The sequence below is a fragment of the Sphingobium sp. TomMM15 genome (genome assembly GCF_055397045.1).
On the sequence record NZ_AP027314.1, the window covers coordinates 2,052,846 to 2,073,907 of the forward strand.

A 21,062-nucleotide genomic window follows, 5' to 3' on the forward strand; every position below is an offset into this window, starting at 1 on the left:
TATCCTTGTTCGTGAAAGCTGATTTGCACCTTATGTGGCGAAATAGTCACGATCGTTCAAGCGGCGCGGCCATCGACATGAACGGAAACCAGCCGTAGATCAGCAGCATGACCGATCCCTTCATCCTGTTCGACCAATGGTATGGCGAAGCGCGCGACGCCGAGATCAACGACAGCAACGCAATGGCGCTGGCAACCGCCGACGCGCGCGGGCGGCCGTCGGTGCGGATGGTGCTGCTGAAAGGGCATGGGCCGGAGGGCTTTGTCTTCTATACGAACTTCGAAGGGCGCAAGGCCGAGGATTTGCTCGCCAATCCGCATGCAGCGCTGCTGTTTCACTGGAAGTCGCTGCGGCGGCAAATCCGGATCGAAGGGCCGGTCGAGACGGTCGATGAGGCGACCGCCGACGCCTATTTCGCTACGCGCAGCCGTGACAGCCAGCTGGGCGCATGGGCTTCGGACCAGTCGCGCCCCTTGCCATCTCGGGATGTTTTCATGGCCCGCTATGACGATGCGGTCGCCCGGTTCGAGGGCGGGCCGGTGCCCCGCCCGCCGCACTGGTCGGGATTTCGCGTGGTGCCGCAGCGGATCGAATTCTGGCAGGACCGTGAGCATCGGCTGCACGAACGGCGGTTGTTCGAGCGGGATGGCGATGGTTGGCGCGAAGGGCTGCTTTATCCTTGAGGCGCGGGGCCGCGTAGCGGTGGTGGAGGGAGCGTGGCCAGCGTTGCGCATTTCCCCTCCACCAGCCTTTGGCTGGTCCCCCTCCCCACGCCTCCGGCGCAGGGAGGATAAGGCTGTCGTCGTTCGTTCAACAGGATAGGCGTTCCGGTCGGCGCCTGTTAGATGTGAGGCCAGCACGGCTAAGAGGGGTTGCATGCGGAATCGACTGACGGCCTTCATTCTTGCTGGCATGATCCTGGGCGTTCTCACCGGCTTTGCGGCCAATTTGTGGGTCGGAGCCGACAAGACCCTTGCCAAGGATGTGGCAGGATATTTCCACCTGCTGGCCGACATTTTCCTCCACCTCATCAAGATGATCATCGCACCGCTGGTGTTTTCGACGCTGGTCGCGGGGATCGCGCATATGGGCGACAGCGCGGCGTTGGGGCGGATCGGCGGGCGGGCGCTGGCCTGGTTCATCATCGCCAGCCTCATATCGCTGACGCTCGGCCTCTTCTTCGTCAATTTCTTCGCGCCGGGTGAAGGGCTGAACCTTGTCCGGTCAGGCGCGCAATCCGCGGTGAATACCGAAGCACTCAATTTCAGGGATTTCGTCCTGCATGTCTTCCCCACGTCCATGGTGGGCGCGATGGCGGAAAATTCGATCCTCCAGATCGTCGTCTTTTCGCTGTTCGTGGGCGTCGCGCTGACCGCCATTGGCGAGAAGGGCAAGCCGATCGTCACCGTTATCGAGGCGATGGTCGAATTGATGCTGCAAGTGACGGGCTATGTGATGCGGGTCGCGCCCCTTGCCGTGTTCGGGGCGCTGGCGTCGGCGATCACCACCGAGGGGCTGGGCGTGCTCAAAACCTTTGGCGAGTTGGTGGGCGAATTCTACCTTTCGCTCTTCGCGCTGTGGCTGCTGCTCTGTGGCGCCGGGGCGATCTTCCTGGGGCGGCGGATGATCAAGCTGCTCAAATATGTGCGCGAGCCGCTGCTGATCGCCTTTTCCACGGCATCGTCGGAAGCCGCCTACCCCAAGATGCTGGAGCAGCTGGACCGGTTCGGCGTCCCCCGTCGTATCTATAGCTTCGTGCTGCCGCTTGGCTATTCGTTCAATCTCGACGGGTCGATGATGTATTCGACCTTCGCTACGATCTTCATCGCGCAGGCCTATGGCATCGACCTGCCGATCGCGACGCAGATCACTATCCTGCTGGTCCTGATGGTGACGAGCAAGGGCATCGCCGCCGTGCCGCGCGCCTCGCTCGTCGTCGTTGCGGCGACACTGGGGCAGTTCGACCTGCCGGTCGAAGGCATCGCCTTCATCCTGGCCGTCGATCATTTCATGGACATGGGCCGCACCGCCACCAACGTGCTGGGCAACGCCATCGCCACGTCGGTCATCACCAAATGGGAAGGCATGCTGGAGGTCGAGGAACCCGAATTCGTGCCGCATCCCAAGGCCCCGGCCCATACGCCCGCGCATGGCCGCGCGGGGTTGGAGCTGGCGTCGGACATGGTGGACGAAGATCCGCGAAGCTGATCGCTACCACAATATGCCCCTGACCGGCTGATCCGGCGCAGGCGCATCGTCGCCGATGGATTGGAGCAGATCGATCTCGATCGTCCGGCACATGGCGGAGAGTGGCACATCATAGACACTATTAGCGAAGGGATCGACCAGATCGTCGCCGATCCGCAGCACCGCCAGGAACATGAGGCCCGCCACCGTCGATCCCAGCGGCGTCGCAAGGCCGAGGGTTTCCACCAGCCCGATCGGCAGCAATACGCAGAAGAGATGCGTGAACAGCGTCGGCAGGAACCGATATTGGATGGGCAACGGCGTGTTCTTGAGCCGCTCCATGCCCCCTTGCGCATTGGAGATATCGACCAGCGTCTTTTCCATCTGCGTTTGCTGGATAGTGTCGATCCATCCTTCCCGGCGGGCGATGTCGATCCGGCGCCCGGCGCTGTCCAGCAGGCCATTGGCTGGATTGGTGCGCGCCAGCGCATGCTCCTTGTCCCGTTCCTCGATAAAGCCGGTGACCCGATCATCGAAGGGTTGGCGGCGCAACTGGCATCGCAAGGCGTTCACATAGGCTATCTGCCGTTTGATGATCTCTCGCTTCAGGTCCCGCGCTTCGGGATCGGGCAGGAAGTTGCGCGTGGCGCGCGCCAGGCTGCGCGAGGCGTTGATCATCGCGCCCCAGAGGATGCGTCCTTCCCACCAGCGTTGATAGGATGAGTTGCTGCGAAAGCCGAGGAAGAGCGCCAGCGCCGAGCCGAACAGGGTGAGCGGCAGCGGTGGCGCGCGAAAGGGCAGGATGAAATAGGTGATCGTGACCGCACAGTCCCAGATGAACAACAGGGCGAGCGGCTTCCAAACTTCACTCGCAATCTGGCGCAGGCTGGGCGCGGCATTGACGATCATGCATTTCTCCGGATTTCAGCACAGGAGGGCATAAACAAAGCGGCCATCCTTTGGATGCGGGCGGGGGACAATTTACCGGCTGCGCGTTACGCCCTCTTTGCAACGGGGGGAGGTCAGCGCGCTGCCTTCGCCGCTTCCGCCCACCAGATGAGGCTGCTCGCGAAACCCGCAAAACCGCGTTCGAGCGCCGCGCCGCCGTCACCCTGTGGCTGACCCTGCTCATCAAGCGTCTGGGCGATCTGGCCGACGCTCAAACGTTCCGGGATGACGGCCATGCCCATGGCGGACAGCGTCACGGTCCAAGCCGCGTGGCTGTTGACCCCGGCATAGCGGCCCGCCGAATAGCTGGCGATGGCGGCGGGACGGCGGTCGAATTCCTTGAGATAGTGGTCGACGAGATTCTTGAGGCCGGGTTGAACGCCCCGATTATATTCGCCGGTCACGAAGACGAAGGCGTCGGCAGCGGTGAGGCGGTCGGCAAGCGCGCTCATTGCTTGGGGTGCTTCACCGGCGGGATAGTCGCTGTAACGCTGGTCGAGCATGGGAAGGCCGACCTGCATCGCGTCTATGAGTTCGGGCTTGTGGCTGAGTTGCTGGAAGCCGTTGATGAGATAGTCGGCGAGGCGGATGCCCATGCGGTTACGCCGGTAGGAGCCGTAGAGGATGAGGAGGTTGAGTGGCATCGCGGCGCTCCCTTGCTGTTAGGGGGAGGTTTGTCGCATCGGCATGAGCGCGCGTCCAGCATATCGGCCATTCTATGCGTCATGCCAGCGGAAGCTGGCATCTCAGGATGGGGTAGGACGCATAGGCCCGAGATGCCAGCTTTCGCTGGCATGACGGGGTTGGGGATGAGGCTTTAGCGCAGCTTGGCGATGGAAAGCCCGTCCTGCTTGGCGCGGGCTTTTACCGACTCCTCGCTGCGGGTCAGGGCCTTGGCGATCGCTTTCAGTGCCATGCCCTTTTTCGCCAGAGAATGGAGCTTTTGCAGCTCATCCGCCGTCCAGGGCTGTTTGTGACGCTCGAAGCGATCGCCTGCCATCGGATCAATCCGCGAAGGGATCGCGCACGAGGATGGTGTCCTCGCGCTCGGGGCTGGTCGAAACGAGCGTGACCGGGCAACCGATCAGTTCCTCGATACGGCGGATATATTTGATCGCCTGAGCGGGCAGGTCGGCCCAGCTGCGAGCACCGGCCGTCGTGTCCTGCCAGCCTTCGATGTCTTCGTAGATCGGCTGCGCCTTCGCCTGGTCCTGTGCATGGGCGGGGAGATAGTCGTAGGTCTGGTCGCCGATCTTGTAGCCGACGCAGATTTTCAGCGTGTCGAAGCCATCCAGCACGTCGAGCTTGGTGAGCGCGATGCCGGTGACGCCCGAAACCGCAACCGACTGGCGTACCAGCACGGCGTCGAACCAGCCGCAGCGACGCTTACGGCCGGTGACGGTGCCGAACTCATGGCCGCGCTCGCCAAGGCGCTGGCCGGTTTCGTCCTCCAGTTCCGTCGGGAAGGGACCGGAGCCAACGCGAGTGGTGTAGGCTTTGACGATGCCGAGCACGAAGCCCGCGCCATTGGGGCCAAGGCCGGTGCCGCTCGCTGCCGTGCCTGCGACCGTGTTGGAGGAGGTGACGAAGGGATAGGTGCCGTGGTCGATGTCGAGCAGGGTTCCCTGCGCGCCTTCGAAAAGGATGCGCTGGCCCGCCGCCTTCGCCTTGTTGAGGGTCAGCCAGACGGGCTTGACGAAGGGGAGGATGAAGCTGGCGATGTCACGCAATTCCGCCATCAGGGCGTCGCGGTCGATCGGCGCTTCGTTGAAGCCCGCGCGCAGGGCGTCATGGTGGGCGGTCAGGCGGTCGAGTTGCGGGCCAAGATCGTCGAGATGGGCAAGGTCGCAGACACGGATGGCGCGGCGGCCGACCTTGTCCTCATAGGCCGGGCCGATGCCGCGACGGGTGGTTCCGATCTTGCCCGCGCCCGATGCGTCCTCGCGCAGACCGTCGAGGTCGCGGTGGAAAGGCAGGATCAGCGGGCAGGTTTCAGCGATCTGGAGATTTTCCGGCGTGATCTCGACGCCCTGCCCCTTGAGCTTGGCGACTTCATCGCGGAAGTGCCAGGGGTCGAGGACGACGCCGTTGCCGATGACGCTGAGCGTGCCGCGCACGATGCCGGAGGGGAGCAGCGAGAGCTTGTAGACCTTTTCGCCGACGACCAGCGTGTGGCCCGCATTGTGGCCGCCCTGAAAGCGGGCGACGACATCGGCGCGCTCCGACAGCCAGTCGACGATCTTGCCCTTGCCTTCGTCGCCCCACTGAGCGCCGATTACGGTCACGTTAGCCACAGATACAGTCCTCCGCCCGCCGCGGGGACCGGCCATGCCCTTCGACGGGACTCGGCATGCCGGTGGGATCAAGCGGACGCTTCACGCCCTATGCGGGGCGCGCGTTAGCCGCGCTGCCCCCTATGCGTCAAGTCAGTAGGGGCGCGGTTCGTCGCCGTCCAGCCAATGGGTGCAGCGCAGTGCTTCGCCATTTTCCTGGCCTGTGAGGGCTGCGACGGTCTGCCAGCCGTCAGCGCGAAGTTGCGCGGCGCGACTTTCGTCATGGTGCAGGGGCAGGAAGAGACGCTTGGGCGCTTCCGCGCCGAAACCTGCGTCGATCAGCGGATCGGGGTAGAGGGAGAAGCCGATCGCCGGTTCTTCCGAGCCATCCGCGCGGGTGATGGCGTAGCTGCCGCCCCGGCCGATTTCGCCGATGAACCCTTCAGCGAAGATCGAGAAGCCGAACCAGTTCTGATATTCGAAACCGTGGCGCTCGGTCGGGTCGAGGGTCAACGTGATGTCCCAGCCGATCGGCTTGACGATGGCGCGCAGGCCCGCGATGCGGCTGTCGATCGCGCCACCGAGTTGCGCGCTCAGCGCTTCGAGCTTTTCCATCGCGGGGTGGAAGGGGCCGGTCGCTTCCATCAGGGGGAGATAGGCAGCGGCAGCCGAGCTGATCGCAGCGAGCGCGCCTGCATCCTTGGCGTCCAGTTCGGCGCGGACGGCTTCGATGTCTTCGCCCGCGAGCGGGAGCGGGCCGGTGGCGAGGCTGTCGATAAGATCCGGCAGGGTGAAATCGATGGTGATGCCGGTGACGCCTGCGGCTTGCAGCGCCTCGATCGCGACGTTGACGATTTCGACGGCGGCGGCGACGCTATCGCTGCCGATGAGTTCGGCGCCGACTTGCAGACGCTCGCGTTCGGGGCGGAGCTGGTTGGCCTTCAGTCGGATCACGGGGCCGCCATAGGACAGGCGCAGCGGGCGCGGCGCGCTGGCGAGGCGGGTGGCGGCGATGCGGCCGACCTGGGCGGTCATGTCGGGGCGGAGCGCCATGCTGCGCTGCGACACTGGATCAACGGCACGGACGAGGTCCTGTGCGCGCATGGATTTGAGGCGGCTGACCAGCGTTTCCTCAAACTCGGCGAGCGGCGGCATGACGCGCTCATAGCCATGGGACGCCACGGTATCGAGCACGCGGCGCGCGAGGCGCGCGGAGGCTTCGGCCTGCGGCGGCAGGCGGTCGGAGAGTCCTTCGGGAAGGAGGCCGGGTGGGATGGTCATTATTTTGACTCCCTCCCCCCTTGGGGTCGGCCAGAGGCACGTGACTCTGGCCGAGGTTGGGGAGAGGGGGAATGGCGCAACGCTTGCGCAATCACACTGAGTACGCCCTCAATATTCCCCATCACATCCGGGTTGCCGAAACGAAGCACGCGATATCCTAGCGATTCCAGAAACTCTGTTCGCCGTGCGTCATAGCGATCTTTGGCGGAATGTGTATCCCCGTCGATCTCTATGATGAGCTTGGCAGCCTTGGACGCGAAATCGGCGATGTAGGGCGCGATGATCGTCTGGCGGGTGAATTGCTGGTTTTCGAAGCGGTTGGCCCGGAGGACGAGCCAGAGCTTTTGTTCGGCAGGGGTGGGGGTGGGGCGCATTTGTTTGGCGCGTTGTTTCAGCGTTGCGTCAAGGCGCACCGTTGCTTCCCCCTCTCCCAAACCCTCCCCCCGAGGGGGAAGGGCTTTTAGTTTTAGGCGAACTTCAACAGCTTCACCGTCTTCACGCCTGCGAGCTTGCAGATGTCGTTCAGCACGGCTTCGCTGACCGCGCCATCAACCGACAGCAGCAGCACGGCTTCGCCGCCCTGGCTGCGGCGGCCGAGGTGGAAGGTGCCGATGTTGACGCCTGCTTCGCCGAGCGTCGAGCCGAGACGGCCGATGAAGCCGGGCGCGTCCTGGTTGACGATGTAGAGCATGTGGCCTTCAAGGTCGGCTTCGACCTTGATGCCGAACAGCTCGACAAGGCGCGGGCTGCCGTGGCCGAACAGGGTGCCAGCGACCGACTTGTCGCCTGCTTCGGTCTTAACCGTGACGCGGACGAGGGTCTGATAGTCGCCCTCGCGGTCGTGACGGACCTCACGGACGTCGAGGCCGCGTTCCTTCGCCAGGAAGGGTGCGTTGACCATGTTCACCGTGTCCGAATAGACGCGCATCAGGCCAGCGAGGACCGCCGCCGTGATCGGCTTCTGGTTGAGTTCGGCGGCATGGCCTTCGACCTCGACCGAGACGCCCTGGATGCGGTCGCCTTCCAGCTGGCCGACGAGGCTGCCCAGTTCCTCGGCGAGCGCCATATAGGGCTTGAGCTTGGGCGCTTCTTCAGCGGACAGGCTCGGCACGTTCAGCGCGTTGGTGATGCCGCCGTCGAGCAGATAGTCGCTGAGCTGTTCGGCGACCTGAAGCGCGACATTGACCTGTGCTTCGTCGGTCGATGCGCCGAGGTGCGGGGTGCAAATGAAGTTGGGGGTGCCGAACAGCGGCGATTCCTTGGCTGGTTCCTGCACGAACACGTCGAGCGCGGCGCCTGCGACATGGCCCGAATCCATCGCTTCCTTGAGCGCGGCTTCATCGACCAGACCGCCACGGGCGCAGTTGATGATGCGCACGCCCTTCTTGGTCTTGGCGAGGTTTTCCTTGCTCAGGATGTTGCGGGTCTGGTCGGTCAGCGGCGTGTGCAGCGTGATGAAGTCCGCCTTCGCCAGCAGCGTGTCGAGGTCGGCCTTTTCCACGCCCATTTCAACGGCGCGCTCGGGGGTGAGGAAGGGGTCGAAGGCGACCACCTTCATCTTGAGGCCAAGCGCGCGGCTGGCGACGATCGAGCCGATATTGCCCGCGCCGATCAGACCCAGCGTCTTGCCGGTGACTTCAACGCCCATGAAGCCGTTCTTGGGCCACAGGCCCTGCTGCGTCTGGGCGTTGGCTTCGGGCAACTGGCGGGCGAGCGCGAACATCAGCGCAATGGCATGTTCGGCGGTGGTGATCGAGTTGCCGAACGGGGTGTTCATCACGATCACGCCCTTGGCCGAAGCCGCGGGGATATCGACGTTATCGACGCCGATGCCTGCGCGGCCGATGACCTTGAGGTTAGGCGCGGCGTCCAGGATTTCCTTGGTCACCTTGGTCGAGCTGCGGATGGCGAGGCCGTCATATTGGCCGATGATCGCCTTGAGTTCTTCCGGGGTCTTGCCGGTGATTACATCGACTTCCAAGCCACGTTCGCGGAAGATCGCGGCGGCGCGGGGGTCCATCTTGTCGGAAATGAGTACCTTGGGCATCTGATGATTCCTGTGTTTTCACCGTCACCCCGGGCTTGACCCGGGGTCCCGCTTGGCTGCGGGCGGACGGAAGAAGAAGCGGGACCCCGGCTCAAGGCCGGGGTGACGTAACTAGGTGAGGGTCAGCCAGCCTTGGCCGTTGCGTAGGCCCAGTCGAGCCACGGGCCGAGCGCTTCAATATCGGCGGTCTCTACCGTCGCGCCGCACCAGATGCGCAGGCCCGCCGGGGCGTCGCGGTAACCCGCGACGTCATAGGCCGCGCCTTCCTTTTCGAGCAGGCCAGCCATGCTCTTGATGAGGGCTTCGTCCGCGCCTTCGACGGTCAGGCAAACGCTGGTGGTCGAGCGGGTGGCTTCGTCGGCGGCGAGATGGCCGAGCCAGTCGCGTTCCCCGACGATCTTGTTCAGCGCCGCCGCATTGGCGTTGCTGCGGGCGATCAGGCCGTTGAGGCCGCCCAGCGACTTGCCCCATTCCAGCGCGAAGATCGCGTCTTCGACAGCCAGCATGGACGGGGTGTTGATCGTCTCGCCCTTGAAGATGCCTTCGGCGAGCTTGCCCTTTGCCATCAGGCGGAAGACCTTCGGCAGCGGCCAGGCGGGGGTGTGGTTTTCCAGACGCTCGACCGCACGGGGGCCGAGGATCAGCACGCCATGACCGCCTTCGCCGCCCAGCACCTTCTGCCAGGAGAAGGTAGCGACGTCGATCTTGGTCCAGTCGATCTCGTAAGCGAAGACCGCGCTGGTGGCGTCGGCGAAGGTCAGGCCTTCGCGGTCGGCCGGAATCCAGTCGGCGTTCGGCACGCGCACGCCGGAGGTGGTGCCGTTCCAAGTAAAGAGAACGTCGTTCGAGAAATCGACAGTGCCGAGGTCAGGCAACTGGCCATAGTCGGCGCGGATGATCGTGGGATCGAGCTTGAGCTGCTTGGCAGCATCCGTCACCCAGCCTTCGCCGAAGCTTTCCCAGGCGAGCGTCGTCACCGGGCGGGCGCCCAGCATCGTCCACATCGCCATTTCGAAGGCGCCGGTGTCGGAACCGGGCACGATGCCGATGCGGTGGGTATCGGGCAGGTTCAGCAGCTCGCGCATCAGGTCGATGCAGTAAGCGAGACGGGTCTTGCCGATCTTGGCGCGGTGCGAGCGGCCGAGGGATTCAGCGCTCAGCTTGTCGGCGCTCCAGCCCGGAGGCTTGGCGCAGGGACCCGAAGAGAAATAGGGGCGAGCCGGTTTATTCGTCGGCTTGGCCGCGGGCGCAATGGTGGCGTCGGCGGCAGTAACATCAGTCATGTACGCTTCTCCTTGCAGAGAGCTCGCGCGGCGTTGGGACCGCGTGGCCCGCTGGCCGCCCTAAAGATCGCAGGGGAAGAGTCAAGCTGAATGTCTGGATGCGACGAACCGTTGCGCTCGTTAACCCTCAATTGCGTCAGGCATGGTAAATGGTTGATCATGAACGAGCGGGTCAGGGGGAAAGCGGCGATACGCGGCGCGGGCCAGGCGGCTCTGCTGGCGCTGTGCATGACATTGGCATCGTGCGGCGGGGACCTCGTCCCGCGCGGGCGGGTTGAGCGTCCGTCCAAGCCTGTAAAGAGCGCCCGTCCTGCCGCGCCTCCGCCGATGGAATTGCGGCAGTGCCTCGTGAAGCTGCAATCGCAATCGGTGCTGTTCACGCCCCTGCCCGATCAAAATTTCGGCGGCGGCTGTTCGGCGATGGGCAGCGTCAAGCTGCTCGACATCGGCGTGCCTGCCACCAATCTGGGCGCGATGACATGCGGGCTGGCAGCCAATTTCGCGGCATGGGCGCGCTATGGGGTTCAGCCTGCCGCGCGACTGATCCTGGGCGCGGAGATCGAGCGGATCGAGACTTTCGGCACCTATAATTGTCGGCCGATCGCTGGCAGCGGGAGGCTGTCCGAACATGCGCACAGCAATGCGGTGGATGTGTCGGCCTTTGTCCTGTCAGACGGGCGGCGGATCACCATCGAGCAGGGATGGAATGGCGACCGGCAGACGCGGCAGTTTCTGGAGGTAGTCAGAGCGAGCGCCTGCAAGCGGTTCCGCACGGTGCTCAGCCCCGACTATAATGTCGCGCATCATGACCATTTTCATTTCGATATGGGTGGAAGAGGTGGCTTTTGCCGCTGACAGCGGCGAGGGCGGCTTTTGCCGCTGAGCGCGAAAAAGGCGGGTGGCTTTTGCCGCTGACCTTCCTAAGTTGGGTTGAATGACAAGAAAAGAAATCGAAGAACGCAAATTCCGTCCCGCCCGGCAGGAAGCCGCCGATGCCCAGAAAGGCGTGGACACCCCGCAAACCACCAGCGCCGCCTACCGCCTGGCTTTTCAGGATACCGAGTTCCTGCTGCGCGAGGATTTGCGGCCGGTGCGGTTTCAATTGGAACTGTTGAAGCCGCAACTGCTGATGGACGAAGCGAGGATCGAATCCACTTTCGTCTTTTATGGATCGGCTCGCATTCCCGAACCGGAGCAGGTGCAGGCAAGGATCGACGCCGCCACGACGCCGGACCAGCGGCGGATCGCGGAGAATCTGGGGAAGAAGGCGCGCTATTATGAAGAAGCGCGCAAGCTGGCGGGGATGGCGGCGCAATATCCGGTGAATGAGGCGGGATGCCGCCACTTCGTGGTGTGTTCGGGCGGCGGCCCTTCCATCATGGAGGCGGCCAATCGCGGCGCGGCGGATGTGGGCGCGCAGACGATCGGGATGAACATCGTGCTGCCCCATGAGCAGGCACCCAATCGTTTCGTGACGCCGGAACTGAGCTTCCAGTTCCACTATTTTGCGCTCAGGAAGATGCATTTCCTGCTGCGGGCGCGGGCTTTGGCCGTGTTTCCGGGCGGGTTCGGCACGTTTGACGAAATGTTTGAGCTGCTGACGCTGATCCAGACGGGGAAGATGAAGCCCATCCCGATATTGCTGTTCGGGCGGGAGTTTTGGACACGGGTCGTGGATTTCGAAGCGCTTGCCGATGAGGGCGTGATTTCGCCTTCGGACCTGAATTTGCTGACCTGGGTCGAGACGGCCGAGGATGCGTGGAAGGCTGTGCAGACTTTTTATCAGGATAGTGAAGGGCCGGGGTGCTGATGCTTGTCCTCTCTCCTTTAGGGGAGAGGATGTGGAGACTTGGTGCGAAGCGCCTAGTCGGAGCTGGAGAGGGGGCGAGAGATGGCGCCTAGCCCCCTCCCCCTCATCCAACTTCGCCTAGGCCCTTTTGGGCCAAGGCTTCGTATCCTTCTCCCCGTGGGGGAGAAGGGTTAGATGTTGCCTCTTGGGGTTGTGAAGACTAGGGCGCGGCCATGCGTGCCGAGCTTGATCATGTCGATTGCTGGATCTTCGATCTGGACAATACGCTGTACCCGGCGAAGGCGGACCTGTTTGCGCTGATCGACGTGAAGATGGGCGAGTTCATCCAGGGGCTGCTGGGCTGTGACCCGGACGTCGCGAAGGCCACGCAGAAGCGCTATTTCATGCAACATGGCACAACGCTATCGGGGCTGATGCATCATCATGGCATCGAGCCGCGCGCTTTCCTGGACTATGTGCATGATATTTCCATGGATCGGCTGGAGGTGGATGAGGCGCTGAATGCGCATATCGCTGCCCTGCCCGGCCGCCGCCTGATCTTCACTAATGGCGATGCGGATTATGCGCAGCGGGTTCTGGATAAACTGGGCCTTGGCCAGGCTTTCGAGCTGATCCACGACATCCATGCCTGCCAATATGTGCCCAAGCCCGATCCGTCGGGTTATGCAGAGCTGTGCCGGGTGCATGGCGTCGATCCTACCCGCGCGGCTTTCTTCGAGGACATGGCGCGCAACCTGCGGCCTGCCAAGGCGATCGGCATGTCCACCATCTGGGTGAATAATGGCTCCGAAGCGGGCAATCATGAGCATCATCCGGACTTTATCGATTTCGAAACCGACCATCTGACGCCATTTTTGGCCGACATTCTGGGGACAAGACCATGAGCCAAGATCTGATCGCCACCATCGACGCCGCCTGGGAGGACCGGGCCAATGTCAGCCTGACCACGCAGGGCGAAGTCCGTCAGGCGGTCGACAAGGCGCTGGCGCTGCTGGACAAGGGCGAACTGCGCGTTGCTGAACCCACGGCGGAGGGCTGGCAGGTTAATCAGTGGGCGAAGAAGGCGGTTCTTCTGTCCTTCCGCCTCAACGACAATGTCATGATCGACAATGGTCCGGGCGCTGGCCATTGGTGGGACAAGGTGCCGAGCAAGTTTGCGGGCTGGGACGAAGGGGCGTTTCGCGCCGCCGGTTTCCGTGCGGTGCCGGGCAGTTTCGCCCGTGCGGGTTCGCATATCGCGAAGAATGTCATCCTGATGCCGAGCTTCGTCAATATCGGCGCATTTGTCGATGAAGGCACGATGGTCGACACCTGGGTGACGGTGGGCAGCTGCGCGCAGATCGGCAAGAACGTCCACCTGTCGGGCGGCGTTGGCATTGGCGGCGTGCTGGAGCCGTTGCAGGCTGACCCGGTGATCATCGAGGATGACTGCTTCATCGGCGCGCGGTCGGAAGTCGTTGAAGGCGTGCGCATCGGCAAGGGTTCGGTGCTGTCGATGGGCGTGTTCATCGGCATGTCGACCAAGATCGTCGATCGCTCGACCGGCGAAGTGTTCATCGGCGAAGTGCCGCCTTATTCGGTGGTCGTGCCGGGGTCCTTGCCGGGTAAGCCGCTGCCTGACGGCACACCGGGGCCGAGCCTCTATTGCGCGGTGATCGTGAAGCGCGTGGATGCGCAGACGCGGTCGAAGACCGGGATCAACGAGCTGCTGCGGGATTGAGCGACACTACTCCCCTCCCGCTTGCGGGAGGGGCCGGGGGTGGGCCACGATTGCGCCAGCAATCGTGCCGCCCTCTGGGATAGGGCGTCGGCTCGCTGCGCTCGCACCCACCCCTTCCCCCTCCCTGAAGGGAGGGGCTTATAAGATGGGCGCCGGTCGCCTACATTCCCCCGATGCCGCCATCCACACCTGACAACACCCCCCTTCCGCCCGTTTGGGCTACATTGCGGCGGTTTCTGCCCTATCTCTGGCCCGCAGACGCTCCGGCACTGCGGCGGCGCGTGTCCATTGCTATGCTGTTGGTGGTATTCGCCAAGGTCATCAGCCTGGCTATGCCCTTCGCCTACAAGGCCGCGATCGACCGGATGGCGCCGGGTCTGGAACCGGGCGTAGCGCTCGCCGTCGCCCTGGTCGTCGCCTATGCGGGCGCGCGGTTTGGGAGCGTGCTGTTCGACAATCTGCGCAACGCCGTGTTCGAGCGGGTTGGGCAGGAGGCCGGGCGGCGGCTGTCCGATGATGTCTTCAAGCATCTGCACCGGCTGTCGCTGCGCTTTCACCTTGATCGGCGCACGGGCGCGGTCACCAAGATCGTGGAGCGCGGGACCAAGAGCATCGACACGATGCTGTATTTCCTGCTGTTCAACATTGCGCCGACGGTGCTGGAACTTGCGGCGGTCTGCGTCATCTTCTTCGTCAAGTTCGGGCCGGGCCTCGTCGTTGCGACATTGGCGATGGTCGGCCTCTACATCTGGTTTACCCGCACCATCACCGAATGGCGCAATCAGCTGCGCCGCGACATGGTGGACATGGATACCAACGCGGTCGCCCATGCGGTGGACAGCCTGCTGAATTTCGAGACGGTCAAATATTTCGGCGCGGAAAGTCGTGAGGCGGCGCGCTATTCCAGGGCGATGCGGCGTTACGCCGATGCCGCCGTCAAATCGGAAAACAGCCTTGCCTGGCTGAATATCGGCCAATCGCTGATCACCAACCTGATGATGGCGGGCGCGATGGGTTATACCGTGTGGGGATGGAGCAAGGGCAGCTTCACCACCGGCGACGTGGTGCTGGTTAACACATTACTTAGCCAACTATTCAGGCCGCTCGATCTGCTGGGCATGGTTTACCGCACGATCCGGCAAGGCGTGATCGACATGGAGGCGATGTACAAGCTGATCGATACGGAGGCGGAGATCGCCGATGCGCCGAACGCCCCGGCGCTGCAGGTCCACGCGGGGGAAGTACGCTTCGACCATGTGCGCTTCGGCTATGATCCCGATCGGGAGATATTGCATGATGTGAGCTTTGCCGTCCCTGCCGGACGGACATTGGCGATCGTCGGGCCTTCGGGTGCGGGCAAGTCCACCATCGCGCGTACGCTGTTCCGTTTCTTCGACATTCAGGGTGGTCGGATCCTGATAGATGGGCAGGACATTGCGCAAGTTACGCAGGCATCGCTGCGCGCGGCGATCGGCATCGTGCCGCAGGACATGGTGCTGTTCAACGACACGGTCGGCTATAATATCGGCTATGGCCGGGCAGGCGCGACGCAGGCGGAAATCGAGGCGGCGGCCAAGGCTGCCTCCATCCACGATTTCATCATGCGGCTGCCGCAGGGCTATGACACGCGCGTGGGTGAGCGCGGGCTGAAGCTGTCCGGGGGCGAAAAGCAGCGCGTGGCGATTGCCCGCACGCTGCTGAAGGACCCGCCCGTGCTGGTGCTGGACGAGGCGACAAGCGCGCTCGACAGCCGCACGGAGACGGAAATTCAGGACGTGTTGCGCAATATTTCCCGCAAGCGAACGACACTGGTAGTGGCGCATCGCCTGTCGACGGTGGTGGACGCGGATGAGATCATCGTGCTGGATCAGGGGCGGATCGTGGAACGCGGACGCCATGCTGATCTGGTGCGGGCCGATGGCCTCTATGCCGCGATGTGGACGCGCCAGGCGACGGAGCGAGAGGAGATGCCCTCAGATCCGGTGATCGATGACGGCATCGCTGTCAGGGAAGCCTCGATGAGGACGGGTTGAGAATGCGGCAGATGACGGACCCGGGTCGCGGCTGGCGACTGGCGCCATGGGCGGCGATCGCGATCATCTTAATAGTGCCGCTGGTCGCAATGCGGTTCACCGATGAGGTGCGCTGGACCGGCCAGGATTTCCTTGCGGCAGGCATGCTGCTCGTCAGCGCTATGCTGATCTATCAGGTCGGGGCGCGGCTAATTACCGGGCGTGGGCGTCGGTTGTTGTGGACCGGTGCCATCTTCATCGTGGCGATGTTGCTATGGGCGGAAGGTGCCGTGGGCATCTTCTCCTAAGGTTAGGCAAGCGGCCCCGGTTCGGGACGCGAGGCCGCTTGCCTTTCAGCTATCAGCGGTTGGTGACGGTCGTTGTCGTCTTTTCGACAACCGTGGCACGCGCGGGCGCGGACGTCGTCTTGCGGACGATCTTGCGCTTGACCGGTGCGGCCTTGCGGACGGTCGTCACAGGCGCGCTTTTCACGGTTTCGGTAGTGACGGTGGTGGCGGCCGGGGCGGTCGCAGCGGCGGCGCGCGCGGCCCTTGCGTCGGCAGCAGCGGAAACGGCGGCACGTTCGGCGGCATCAGCGCGCGCATTGGCGGCGGCGGCATCCTGCTGCGCGGCGGCGGCGGTGGACGCCTGAACCTCTGCATCGGTCTTGACGCTCACCTGGCTCTGGCCGATGGCGGTGTCGGCAAAGCCCTGCGCCTCGACGGCGGCCTTGATAGCATCCTGTTCCTTGCCGCTCTTCAGCCGTTCCTGAGCGAGGCGGAGCGAAGTCTGGGCTTTGGCGAGAACGGCCGGATCGAACTGGCCCGCCTGCAGCTTGGCGGCGGCGTCGATCTTGCCCTGCGCCTGCGCGATGGCCGTGAGCGCCTGTTCTTCATCGCCTGCGAGCGCGGGACCGCTCGCGAGGAAAAGCGCCGAAGCGGCGGCAAGAGCGCGTAGGAAATAGCCGGATTTACGCATATTCTCTCCTGAGACTGTTGAGAGCCGGGTAACGTGCCGGAATGAACCGGGTTCCGGATGCGCGGTTGCTGGAGAGAGACGGGCTGCCGTCAGTCTGGCAGAAAAGGGGCGGCAACATCGGTCGGCACGCGCAGGATGCGGCCGCTTGTCCGGTCGATGATCGCCCAGGTGGATGTGGCGCTGACCTTGACCTTGCCGTCTGGGCCGATGAATTCCATGTGCCGGTCGAACCGAGCGCCACGCGGCGGTTCCGGAATCCAAGTACGGACGGTTACGGTCTCCCCTTCCCGCACATTGCCGCGATAATCGATCTCGTGCCGGGTCACGACCCAGACATAATCGTCGAGATGTTCCGGCGCAGCATCGCGCGTCCAATGTTCGGTCGCGACCTGCTCCATCCACTGCACCCAGACGGCGTTGTTCACATGACCTAGCATGTCGATATGCTCGGGGTCTGCGGTGATCTGGGTGGTGTAGGTGGAGGACATTATATTGATGCTCCGTTGCTGGCTCGCTGCGCTCGCACCCTCCCCCGACCCCTCCCTTAAAAGGGAGGGGAGAGATTATTGGCTATTGAGATACGCCAAGCTGCCAAAGGATGAAGGCAAATTCCTCGGCCGTTTCCTGGAGGCTTTCGAAGCGGCCCGACTTGCCGCCATGGCCCGCGCCCATGTTGGTTTTGAGGAGCAGGACATTCTGGTCCGTTTTGGTCGCGCGCAGCTTTGCCACCCACTTGGCCGGTTCCCAATAGGTGACGCGCGGGTCGTTGAGACCGGCGGTAACGAGGAGCGGCGGGTAGGATTGCGGCTTCACATTATTGTAGGGATCGTAGGACAGGATCGTCTCGAACGCCGCCTTGTCCTCGATCGGATTCCCCCATTCGGGCCATTCGCCGGGCGTCAGGGGCAGGCTTTCATCGAGCATGGTGTTGAGGACATCGACGAATGGGACGTGCGCGACGACGGCGCCCCAGAGGTCGGGATCGCTATTGATGACTGCCCCCATCAACTCGCCGCCCGCCGAGCCGCCGGAGATGCTGATCCGACCCTTTGAGGTATAGCCGCGTTCGACCAAGCCCTTCGCCACGTCGACAAAGTCGTTGAAGGTGTTGGTGCGCTTGTCGAGCTTGCCGTCCAGATACCATTGCTGGCCAAGGTCATCACCGCCCCGGATATGGGCGAGCGCGAACACAAAGCCGCGGTCGAGCAGCGACAGGCGGCTGGTTGAAAAACCCGGCTCCATCGCGATGCCATAGGCGCCATAGCCATAGAGGTGCAGCGGCGCGCTGCCGTCGCGGGGGTAGTCCTTGGGATATACGATGGAGACCGGGATGGGCGTGCCGTCACGCGCGGGGATGGTCACCCGTTCAGTTGCGTAGCGGGTCGCGTCGTAGCCTGAGGGGATTTCCTGGACCTTCAGGACCTCCATCTCGCCGGTGGCGAGGTGATAGTCGTAGATGGTGTCCGGCGTGACCATGGATTCATAGCCGATGCGCAGCTTCGTCACGTCATATTCGGGATTGTCGTCGAGCGAGGCGGAATAGCTCGCCTCCGGGAAGGAAAGCCGCTTGGCCGAGTGGGTCGCGTAATCGCGCAGTTCGATCTGGTCGAGCCCGTCCTGCCGCCCTTCGGTGACGTAGAAGTTTTTGAACAGGGTGAAATCGGTCAGGTAGAAATGCGGATCGGCGGCGATCACTTCCGACCAGTTATCCGGAGCATTCAGCGAGGCTTTTACCAGCCGGAAGTTGGGATGGGTGTCGTTGGTGCGGATGTAGAGCGTGTCCTCATGCTCATCGACATCATATTCGCGGCCGGGCTTGCGCGCGGAAACGAGCAGCGGCTGAGCCAAGGGATTGTCGGCGGGCAGCAACCAGCTTTCGGTGGTGACATGGTCGCCTGTGGCGATGACGATCCATTTTTCCGAGGAGGTGAGGCCGACCGACACGCGGAAGCCCTCATCATCCTCATGGAAAAGCTCGACATCGCTATCCACCGGCTGGCCCAGCCAGTGGAGCCGCGCATTGTCAGTGCGCCATTGGTCGTTGGCAATGCCGTAGAGGAGGCCCTTGCTGTCACTGGTCCAGACAAGGGATGAGAGCGTATCGGGGATGACTTCGGGCAGGATTTCGCCGGTGAACAGGTCCTTGATCCGCGCCTCGAACCGTTCCGACCCATTATTGTCGATGGCGTAGGCGAGGTAGCGGCCGTCCGGGCTGACCGACAGCGCACCGAGGCGGAAATATTCATGCCCTTCCGCCAGTGACGGCTCATCCAGGATCAGTTGGTCCTCGCCGCCAGCGACCGGGCGGCGATACCATTTGCGATATTGCGCGCCGGTTTCGAACGCCCGCCAATAGACATAGTCGCCGTCCTTTTGCGGAACGGAGCTGTCGTCTTCCTTGATGCGGCCCTTCATCTCCGCAAAGAGCGCGTCGGTCAGCCGCTTGTGGGGCTCCATCGCTTTTTCGAAGAAGGCGTTTTCCGCCTCAAGATAGGACAGGACATCCTTGTCCTTCACGTCCGGATAACCCGGATCGCGCAGCCATGCCCAGGGATCTTCCACCGTGATGCCATGGCGGGCGAAGCTGTGCGGGCGGCGGGCGGCGGAAGGAGGCGTGCTGTCGGCGGTCATTCAGTATCCTGATTCTGGTATAGGAGGCGCGCTGGCATAAGCGGCTGGGCCTGCTTATGTTGGCGGCAGCCTGCCCTGCGCAAGGGTTCTCGATCAAGGAAATGCGATGTCGACCCATGAAGACCGTCTAAAAGCCCTGCGCGAACAGCTGATGCGCGAGCGGCTGGACGGTTTTGTTGTGCCGCTGACCGATGAGCATATGAGCGAATATGTTGGCGAATATGCGCAGCGCCTCGCCTGGCTGACGGGCTTTCAGGGATCGGCGGGGAGCGCGGTGGTGCTTCGGCAAGAAGCGACGATTTTCGTCGATGGCCGCTATACCTTGCAAGTGCGCGAGCAGGTCGATGCCGCGCACTGGCAATATGAAAGCGTGCCGCAGACCTCCGTCGCAGCATGGCTGGGCGTTCATGCTCCCCAGGGCGGGCGCATCGGCTATGATCCCTGGCTGCACACCCGCGCATGGGTGAAGGCGGCGGGCGAAGCGCTGGCAGAACGCGGGGCGGAGCTGGTGGCGGTGGAGACCAATCCGGTGGATGCCGTTTGGCCCGATCGCCCTGCCCCCAGCGATGCGCGGCTGATGATCCATGAGGATCGCTATGCCGGGCAGAGCGCCGCAGAAAAGCGGCAGGCGATGGCGGATTGGCTGACGGCGAAGAAGGCGGACGCGGTGGTGCTGTCGGCGCTCGATTCCATCGCCTGGACCTTCAACATCCGGGGCAAGGATGTGTCCCGCACGCCTGTCGCGCTGGCCTATGCGATAGTCCACGCCGATGCGACGGCGGACCTCTATGTCGCGCCCGAGAAGATCGATGAAGCGGTCGTGCAGCATCTGGGCAACGCAATGCGAGTGCATCCGCGCGCGGACTTTGCGGGGGCGCTGGGAGGGTTTGCAGGCAAGACGGTGGCAGCGGACCCCGAGCGGGCGGTGGCGGCGATCTTCGAAGCGCTGGACGCGGGCGGGGCAACGATATTGTCGCTCCGCGATCCGGCCGTGCTGCCCAAGGCGATCAAGAACCCGGTGGAGATTGCGGGGCATAAGGCAGCGCAGGCACGCGACGGAGCTGCCCTGTCACGCTTCCTGCATTGGATTGCCGTCGAAACGCCCAAGGGTGGGGTAGATGAGCTTACCGCAGCCGCCCGGCTGGAGGCTTTCCGCAAGGAGACCGGGCTGCTGGAGGATCTGTCCTTCGACACGATCAGCGGTGCCGGTCCCAATGGCGCGGTGGTACATTACCGGGTCGAGGAAAAGACGAACCGGCCGATTGAACAGGGATCTTTCTATCTGGTCGATTCGGGCGGCCAGTATCGCGACGGCACCACCGATGTAACGCGGACGATCGCGATCGGGCCGCCGACGGAAGAGATGAAGCGGCGCTTCACGCTGGTGCTGAAGGGCCATATCGCGCTTGGCCGGGCGCTGTTTCCGGCGGGAACGCGCGGTAGCCAGCTGGATGTTCTGGCGCGCCAGTTTCTTTGGGCGGAAGGGCTCGACTATGCCCATGGCACGGGACATGGCGTCGGCAGCTTCCTGTCGGTGCATGAGGGGCCGCAGCGCATTGCGACAGCCGGAGGTGGCGACGAACCTCTGCAACCGGGCATGATCCTGTCCAACGAGCCGGGCTATTACAAGACCGGCGAATATGGCATCCGCATCGAAAATCTGGTGCTGGTCGAGCGGCGTGACGTGCCCGGTGCCGAGCGGGAGATGCTGGGCTTTGAAACGCTGACCTTTGCGCCGATCGATCGCAATGCCATCGCGGTGGAATTATTGACGGCGGACGAACGGGCGTGGGTCGATGCCTATCATGCCAAGGTTGTCGAGATTGTCGGGCCGCAGCTGGAAGGTGACGCGCTGGAATGGTTGAAGCAGGCCTGCGCACCCTTGTGACGGC

Annotated in this window: 20 protein-coding genes; 9 read left to right on the top strand and 11 right to left on the bottom strand. The window is 63.5% G+C overall.

Annotated elements, in window-relative coordinates; genetic code table 11:
• The first annotated feature begins 107 nt into the window (after positions 1-107).
• Positions 108-683 (top strand): pyridoxamine 5'-phosphate oxidase, encoded by a 576-nt coding sequence (gene pdxH / locus ACZ51H_RS10215; RefSeq protein ID WP_464801749.1) that lies wholly within the window; start codon positions 108-110, stop codon positions 681-683.
• 193 nt (positions 684-876) lie between these two features.
• Positions 877-2,208, top strand: coding sequence for a dicarboxylate/amino acid:cation symporter (locus tag ACZ51H_RS10220; protein ID WP_464801750.1), 1,332 nt, complete (start codon positions 877-879; stop codon positions 2,206-2,208).
• A 3-nt stretch (positions 2,209-2,211) separates the two neighbouring features.
• Here the strand turns inward: ACZ51H_RS10220 and ACZ51H_RS10225 are convergent, their stop codons facing one another.
• The 8 genes from ACZ51H_RS10225 to ACZ51H_RS10260 all read right to left on the bottom strand — a co-directional run bounded on the left by ACZ51H_RS10225 (position 2,212) and on the right by ACZ51H_RS10260 (position 10,019).
• Positions 2,212-3,096, bottom strand: a complete 885-nt coding sequence (locus ACZ51H_RS10225) for a bestrophin family protein (RefSeq protein ID WP_464801751.1) — start codon at positions 3,094-3,096, stop codon at positions 2,212-2,214.
• A 113-nt stretch (positions 3,097-3,209) separates the two neighbouring features.
• Positions 3,210-3,779 carry an NADPH-dependent FMN reductase gene (locus ACZ51H_RS10230; protein WP_464801752.1) on the bottom strand — a complete coding sequence of 190 codons (570 nt, stop codon included), beginning with the start codon at positions 3,777-3,779 and terminating at the stop codon, positions 3,210-3,212.
• A 173-nt stretch (positions 3,780-3,952) separates the two neighbouring features.
• On the bottom strand, positions 3,953-4,135 hold the full coding sequence (locus tag ACZ51H_RS10235) for a hypothetical protein (protein WP_062113188.1): 183 nt from the start codon (positions 4,133-4,135) through the stop codon (positions 3,953-3,955).
• Positions 4,136-4,139: 4 nt separating this feature from the next.
• A complete protein-coding gene (locus tag ACZ51H_RS10240; RefSeq protein WP_464801753.1) occupies positions 4,140-5,429 on the bottom strand; it encodes an adenylosuccinate synthase in 1,290 nt (429 codons plus the stop codon).
• A gap of 132 nt (positions 5,430-5,561) precedes the next feature.
• Positions 5,562-6,692, bottom strand: coding sequence for an ATP phosphoribosyltransferase regulatory subunit (locus ACZ51H_RS10245; protein WP_464802886.1), 1,131 nt, complete (start codon positions 6,690-6,692; stop codon positions 5,562-5,564).
• Positions 6,689-7,102, bottom strand: a complete 414-nt coding sequence (locus tag ACZ51H_RS10250) for an endonuclease domain-containing protein (protein WP_464801754.1) — start codon at positions 7,100-7,102, stop codon at positions 6,689-6,691. The genes ACZ51H_RS10245 and ACZ51H_RS10250 overlap by 4 nt, the downstream gene beginning before the upstream one ends.
• Positions 7,103-7,155: 53 nt before the next feature.
• Positions 7,156-8,736, bottom strand: a complete 1,581-nt coding sequence (serA, locus tag ACZ51H_RS10255) for a phosphoglycerate dehydrogenase (RefSeq protein ID WP_449474356.1) — start codon at positions 8,734-8,736, stop codon at positions 7,156-7,158.
• Between the two features lie 122 nt (positions 8,737-8,858).
• Entirely contained in the window at positions 8,859-10,019 is a 1,161-nt protein-coding gene (locus ACZ51H_RS10260; RefSeq protein ID WP_464801755.1) for a phosphoserine transaminase, read from the bottom strand.
• Positions 10,020-10,178: 159 nt separating this feature from the next.
• On the opposite strand from ACZ51H_RS10260, the gene ACZ51H_RS10265 reads away from it, so the two are divergent.
• From ACZ51H_RS10265 to ACZ51H_RS10290, 6 genes are all read left to right on the top strand, one after another.
• Positions 10,179-10,874 (top strand): extensin family protein, encoded by a 696-nt coding sequence (locus tag ACZ51H_RS10265; RefSeq protein WP_464801756.1) that lies wholly within the window; start codon positions 10,179-10,181, stop codon positions 10,872-10,874.
• 79 nt (positions 10,875-10,953) lie between these two features.
• On the top strand, positions 10,954-11,829 hold the full coding sequence (locus tag ACZ51H_RS10270; protein WP_464801757.1) for an LOG family protein: 876 nt from the start codon (positions 10,954-10,956) through the stop codon (positions 11,827-11,829).
• A 212-nt stretch (positions 11,830-12,041) separates the two neighbouring features.
• Complete coding sequence (locus ACZ51H_RS10275) at positions 12,042-12,713, top strand: pyrimidine 5'-nucleotidase (RefSeq protein ID WP_464801758.1); 672 nt, start codon at positions 12,042-12,044, stop codon at positions 12,711-12,713.
• Positions 12,710-13,549 (top strand): 2,3,4,5-tetrahydropyridine-2,6-dicarboxylate N-succinyltransferase, encoded by an 840-nt coding sequence (gene dapD, locus ACZ51H_RS10280; protein ID WP_460986913.1) that lies wholly within the window; start codon positions 12,710-12,712, stop codon positions 13,547-13,549. The genes ACZ51H_RS10275 and dapD overlap by 4 nt, the downstream gene beginning before the upstream one ends.
• A gap of 173 nt (positions 13,550-13,722) precedes the next feature.
• Positions 13,723-15,582: an ABCB family ABC transporter ATP-binding protein/permease gene (locus ACZ51H_RS10285; RefSeq protein ID WP_464801759.1), complete on the top strand. Its 1,860-nt coding sequence runs from the start codon at positions 13,723-13,725 to the stop codon at positions 15,580-15,582.
• 11 nt (positions 15,583-15,593) lie between these two features.
• Positions 15,594-15,869, top strand: a complete 276-nt coding sequence (locus ACZ51H_RS10290; RefSeq protein ID WP_464801760.1) for a hypothetical protein — start codon at positions 15,594-15,596, stop codon at positions 15,867-15,869.
• A 52-nt stretch (positions 15,870-15,921) separates the two neighbouring features.
• On the opposite strand, the gene ACZ51H_RS10295 is transcribed toward ACZ51H_RS10290, so the two are convergent.
• The 3 genes from ACZ51H_RS10295 to ACZ51H_RS10305 all read right to left on the bottom strand — a co-directional run bounded on the left by ACZ51H_RS10295 (position 15,922) and on the right by ACZ51H_RS10305 (position 19,170).
• Complete coding sequence (locus ACZ51H_RS10295) at positions 15,922-16,539, bottom strand: hypothetical protein (protein ID WP_464801761.1); 618 nt, start codon at positions 16,537-16,539, stop codon at positions 15,922-15,924.
• Positions 16,540-16,628: 89 nt separating this feature from the next.
• The gene (locus ACZ51H_RS10300; RefSeq protein ID WP_464801762.1) at positions 16,629-17,027 is read right to left on the bottom strand and encodes an acyl-CoA thioesterase; all 399 of its coding nucleotides are present in this window, start codon (positions 17,025-17,027) and stop codon (positions 16,629-16,631) included.
• An 82-nt stretch (positions 17,028-17,109) separates the two neighbouring features.
• Complete coding sequence (locus ACZ51H_RS10305; RefSeq protein WP_464801763.1) at positions 17,110-19,170, bottom strand: S9 family peptidase; 2,061 nt, start codon at positions 19,168-19,170, stop codon at positions 17,110-17,112.
• A 106-nt stretch (positions 19,171-19,276) separates the two neighbouring features.
• Here ACZ51H_RS10305 and ACZ51H_RS10310 point away from each other — a divergent pair, with 106 nt between their 5' ends.
• Positions 19,277-21,058 carry an aminopeptidase P family protein gene (locus ACZ51H_RS10310; protein ID WP_464801764.1) on the top strand — a complete coding sequence of 594 codons (1,782 nt, stop codon included), beginning with the start codon at positions 19,277-19,279 and terminating at the stop codon, positions 21,056-21,058.
• The last annotated feature ends 4 nt before the right edge of the window (positions 21,059-21,062 follow it).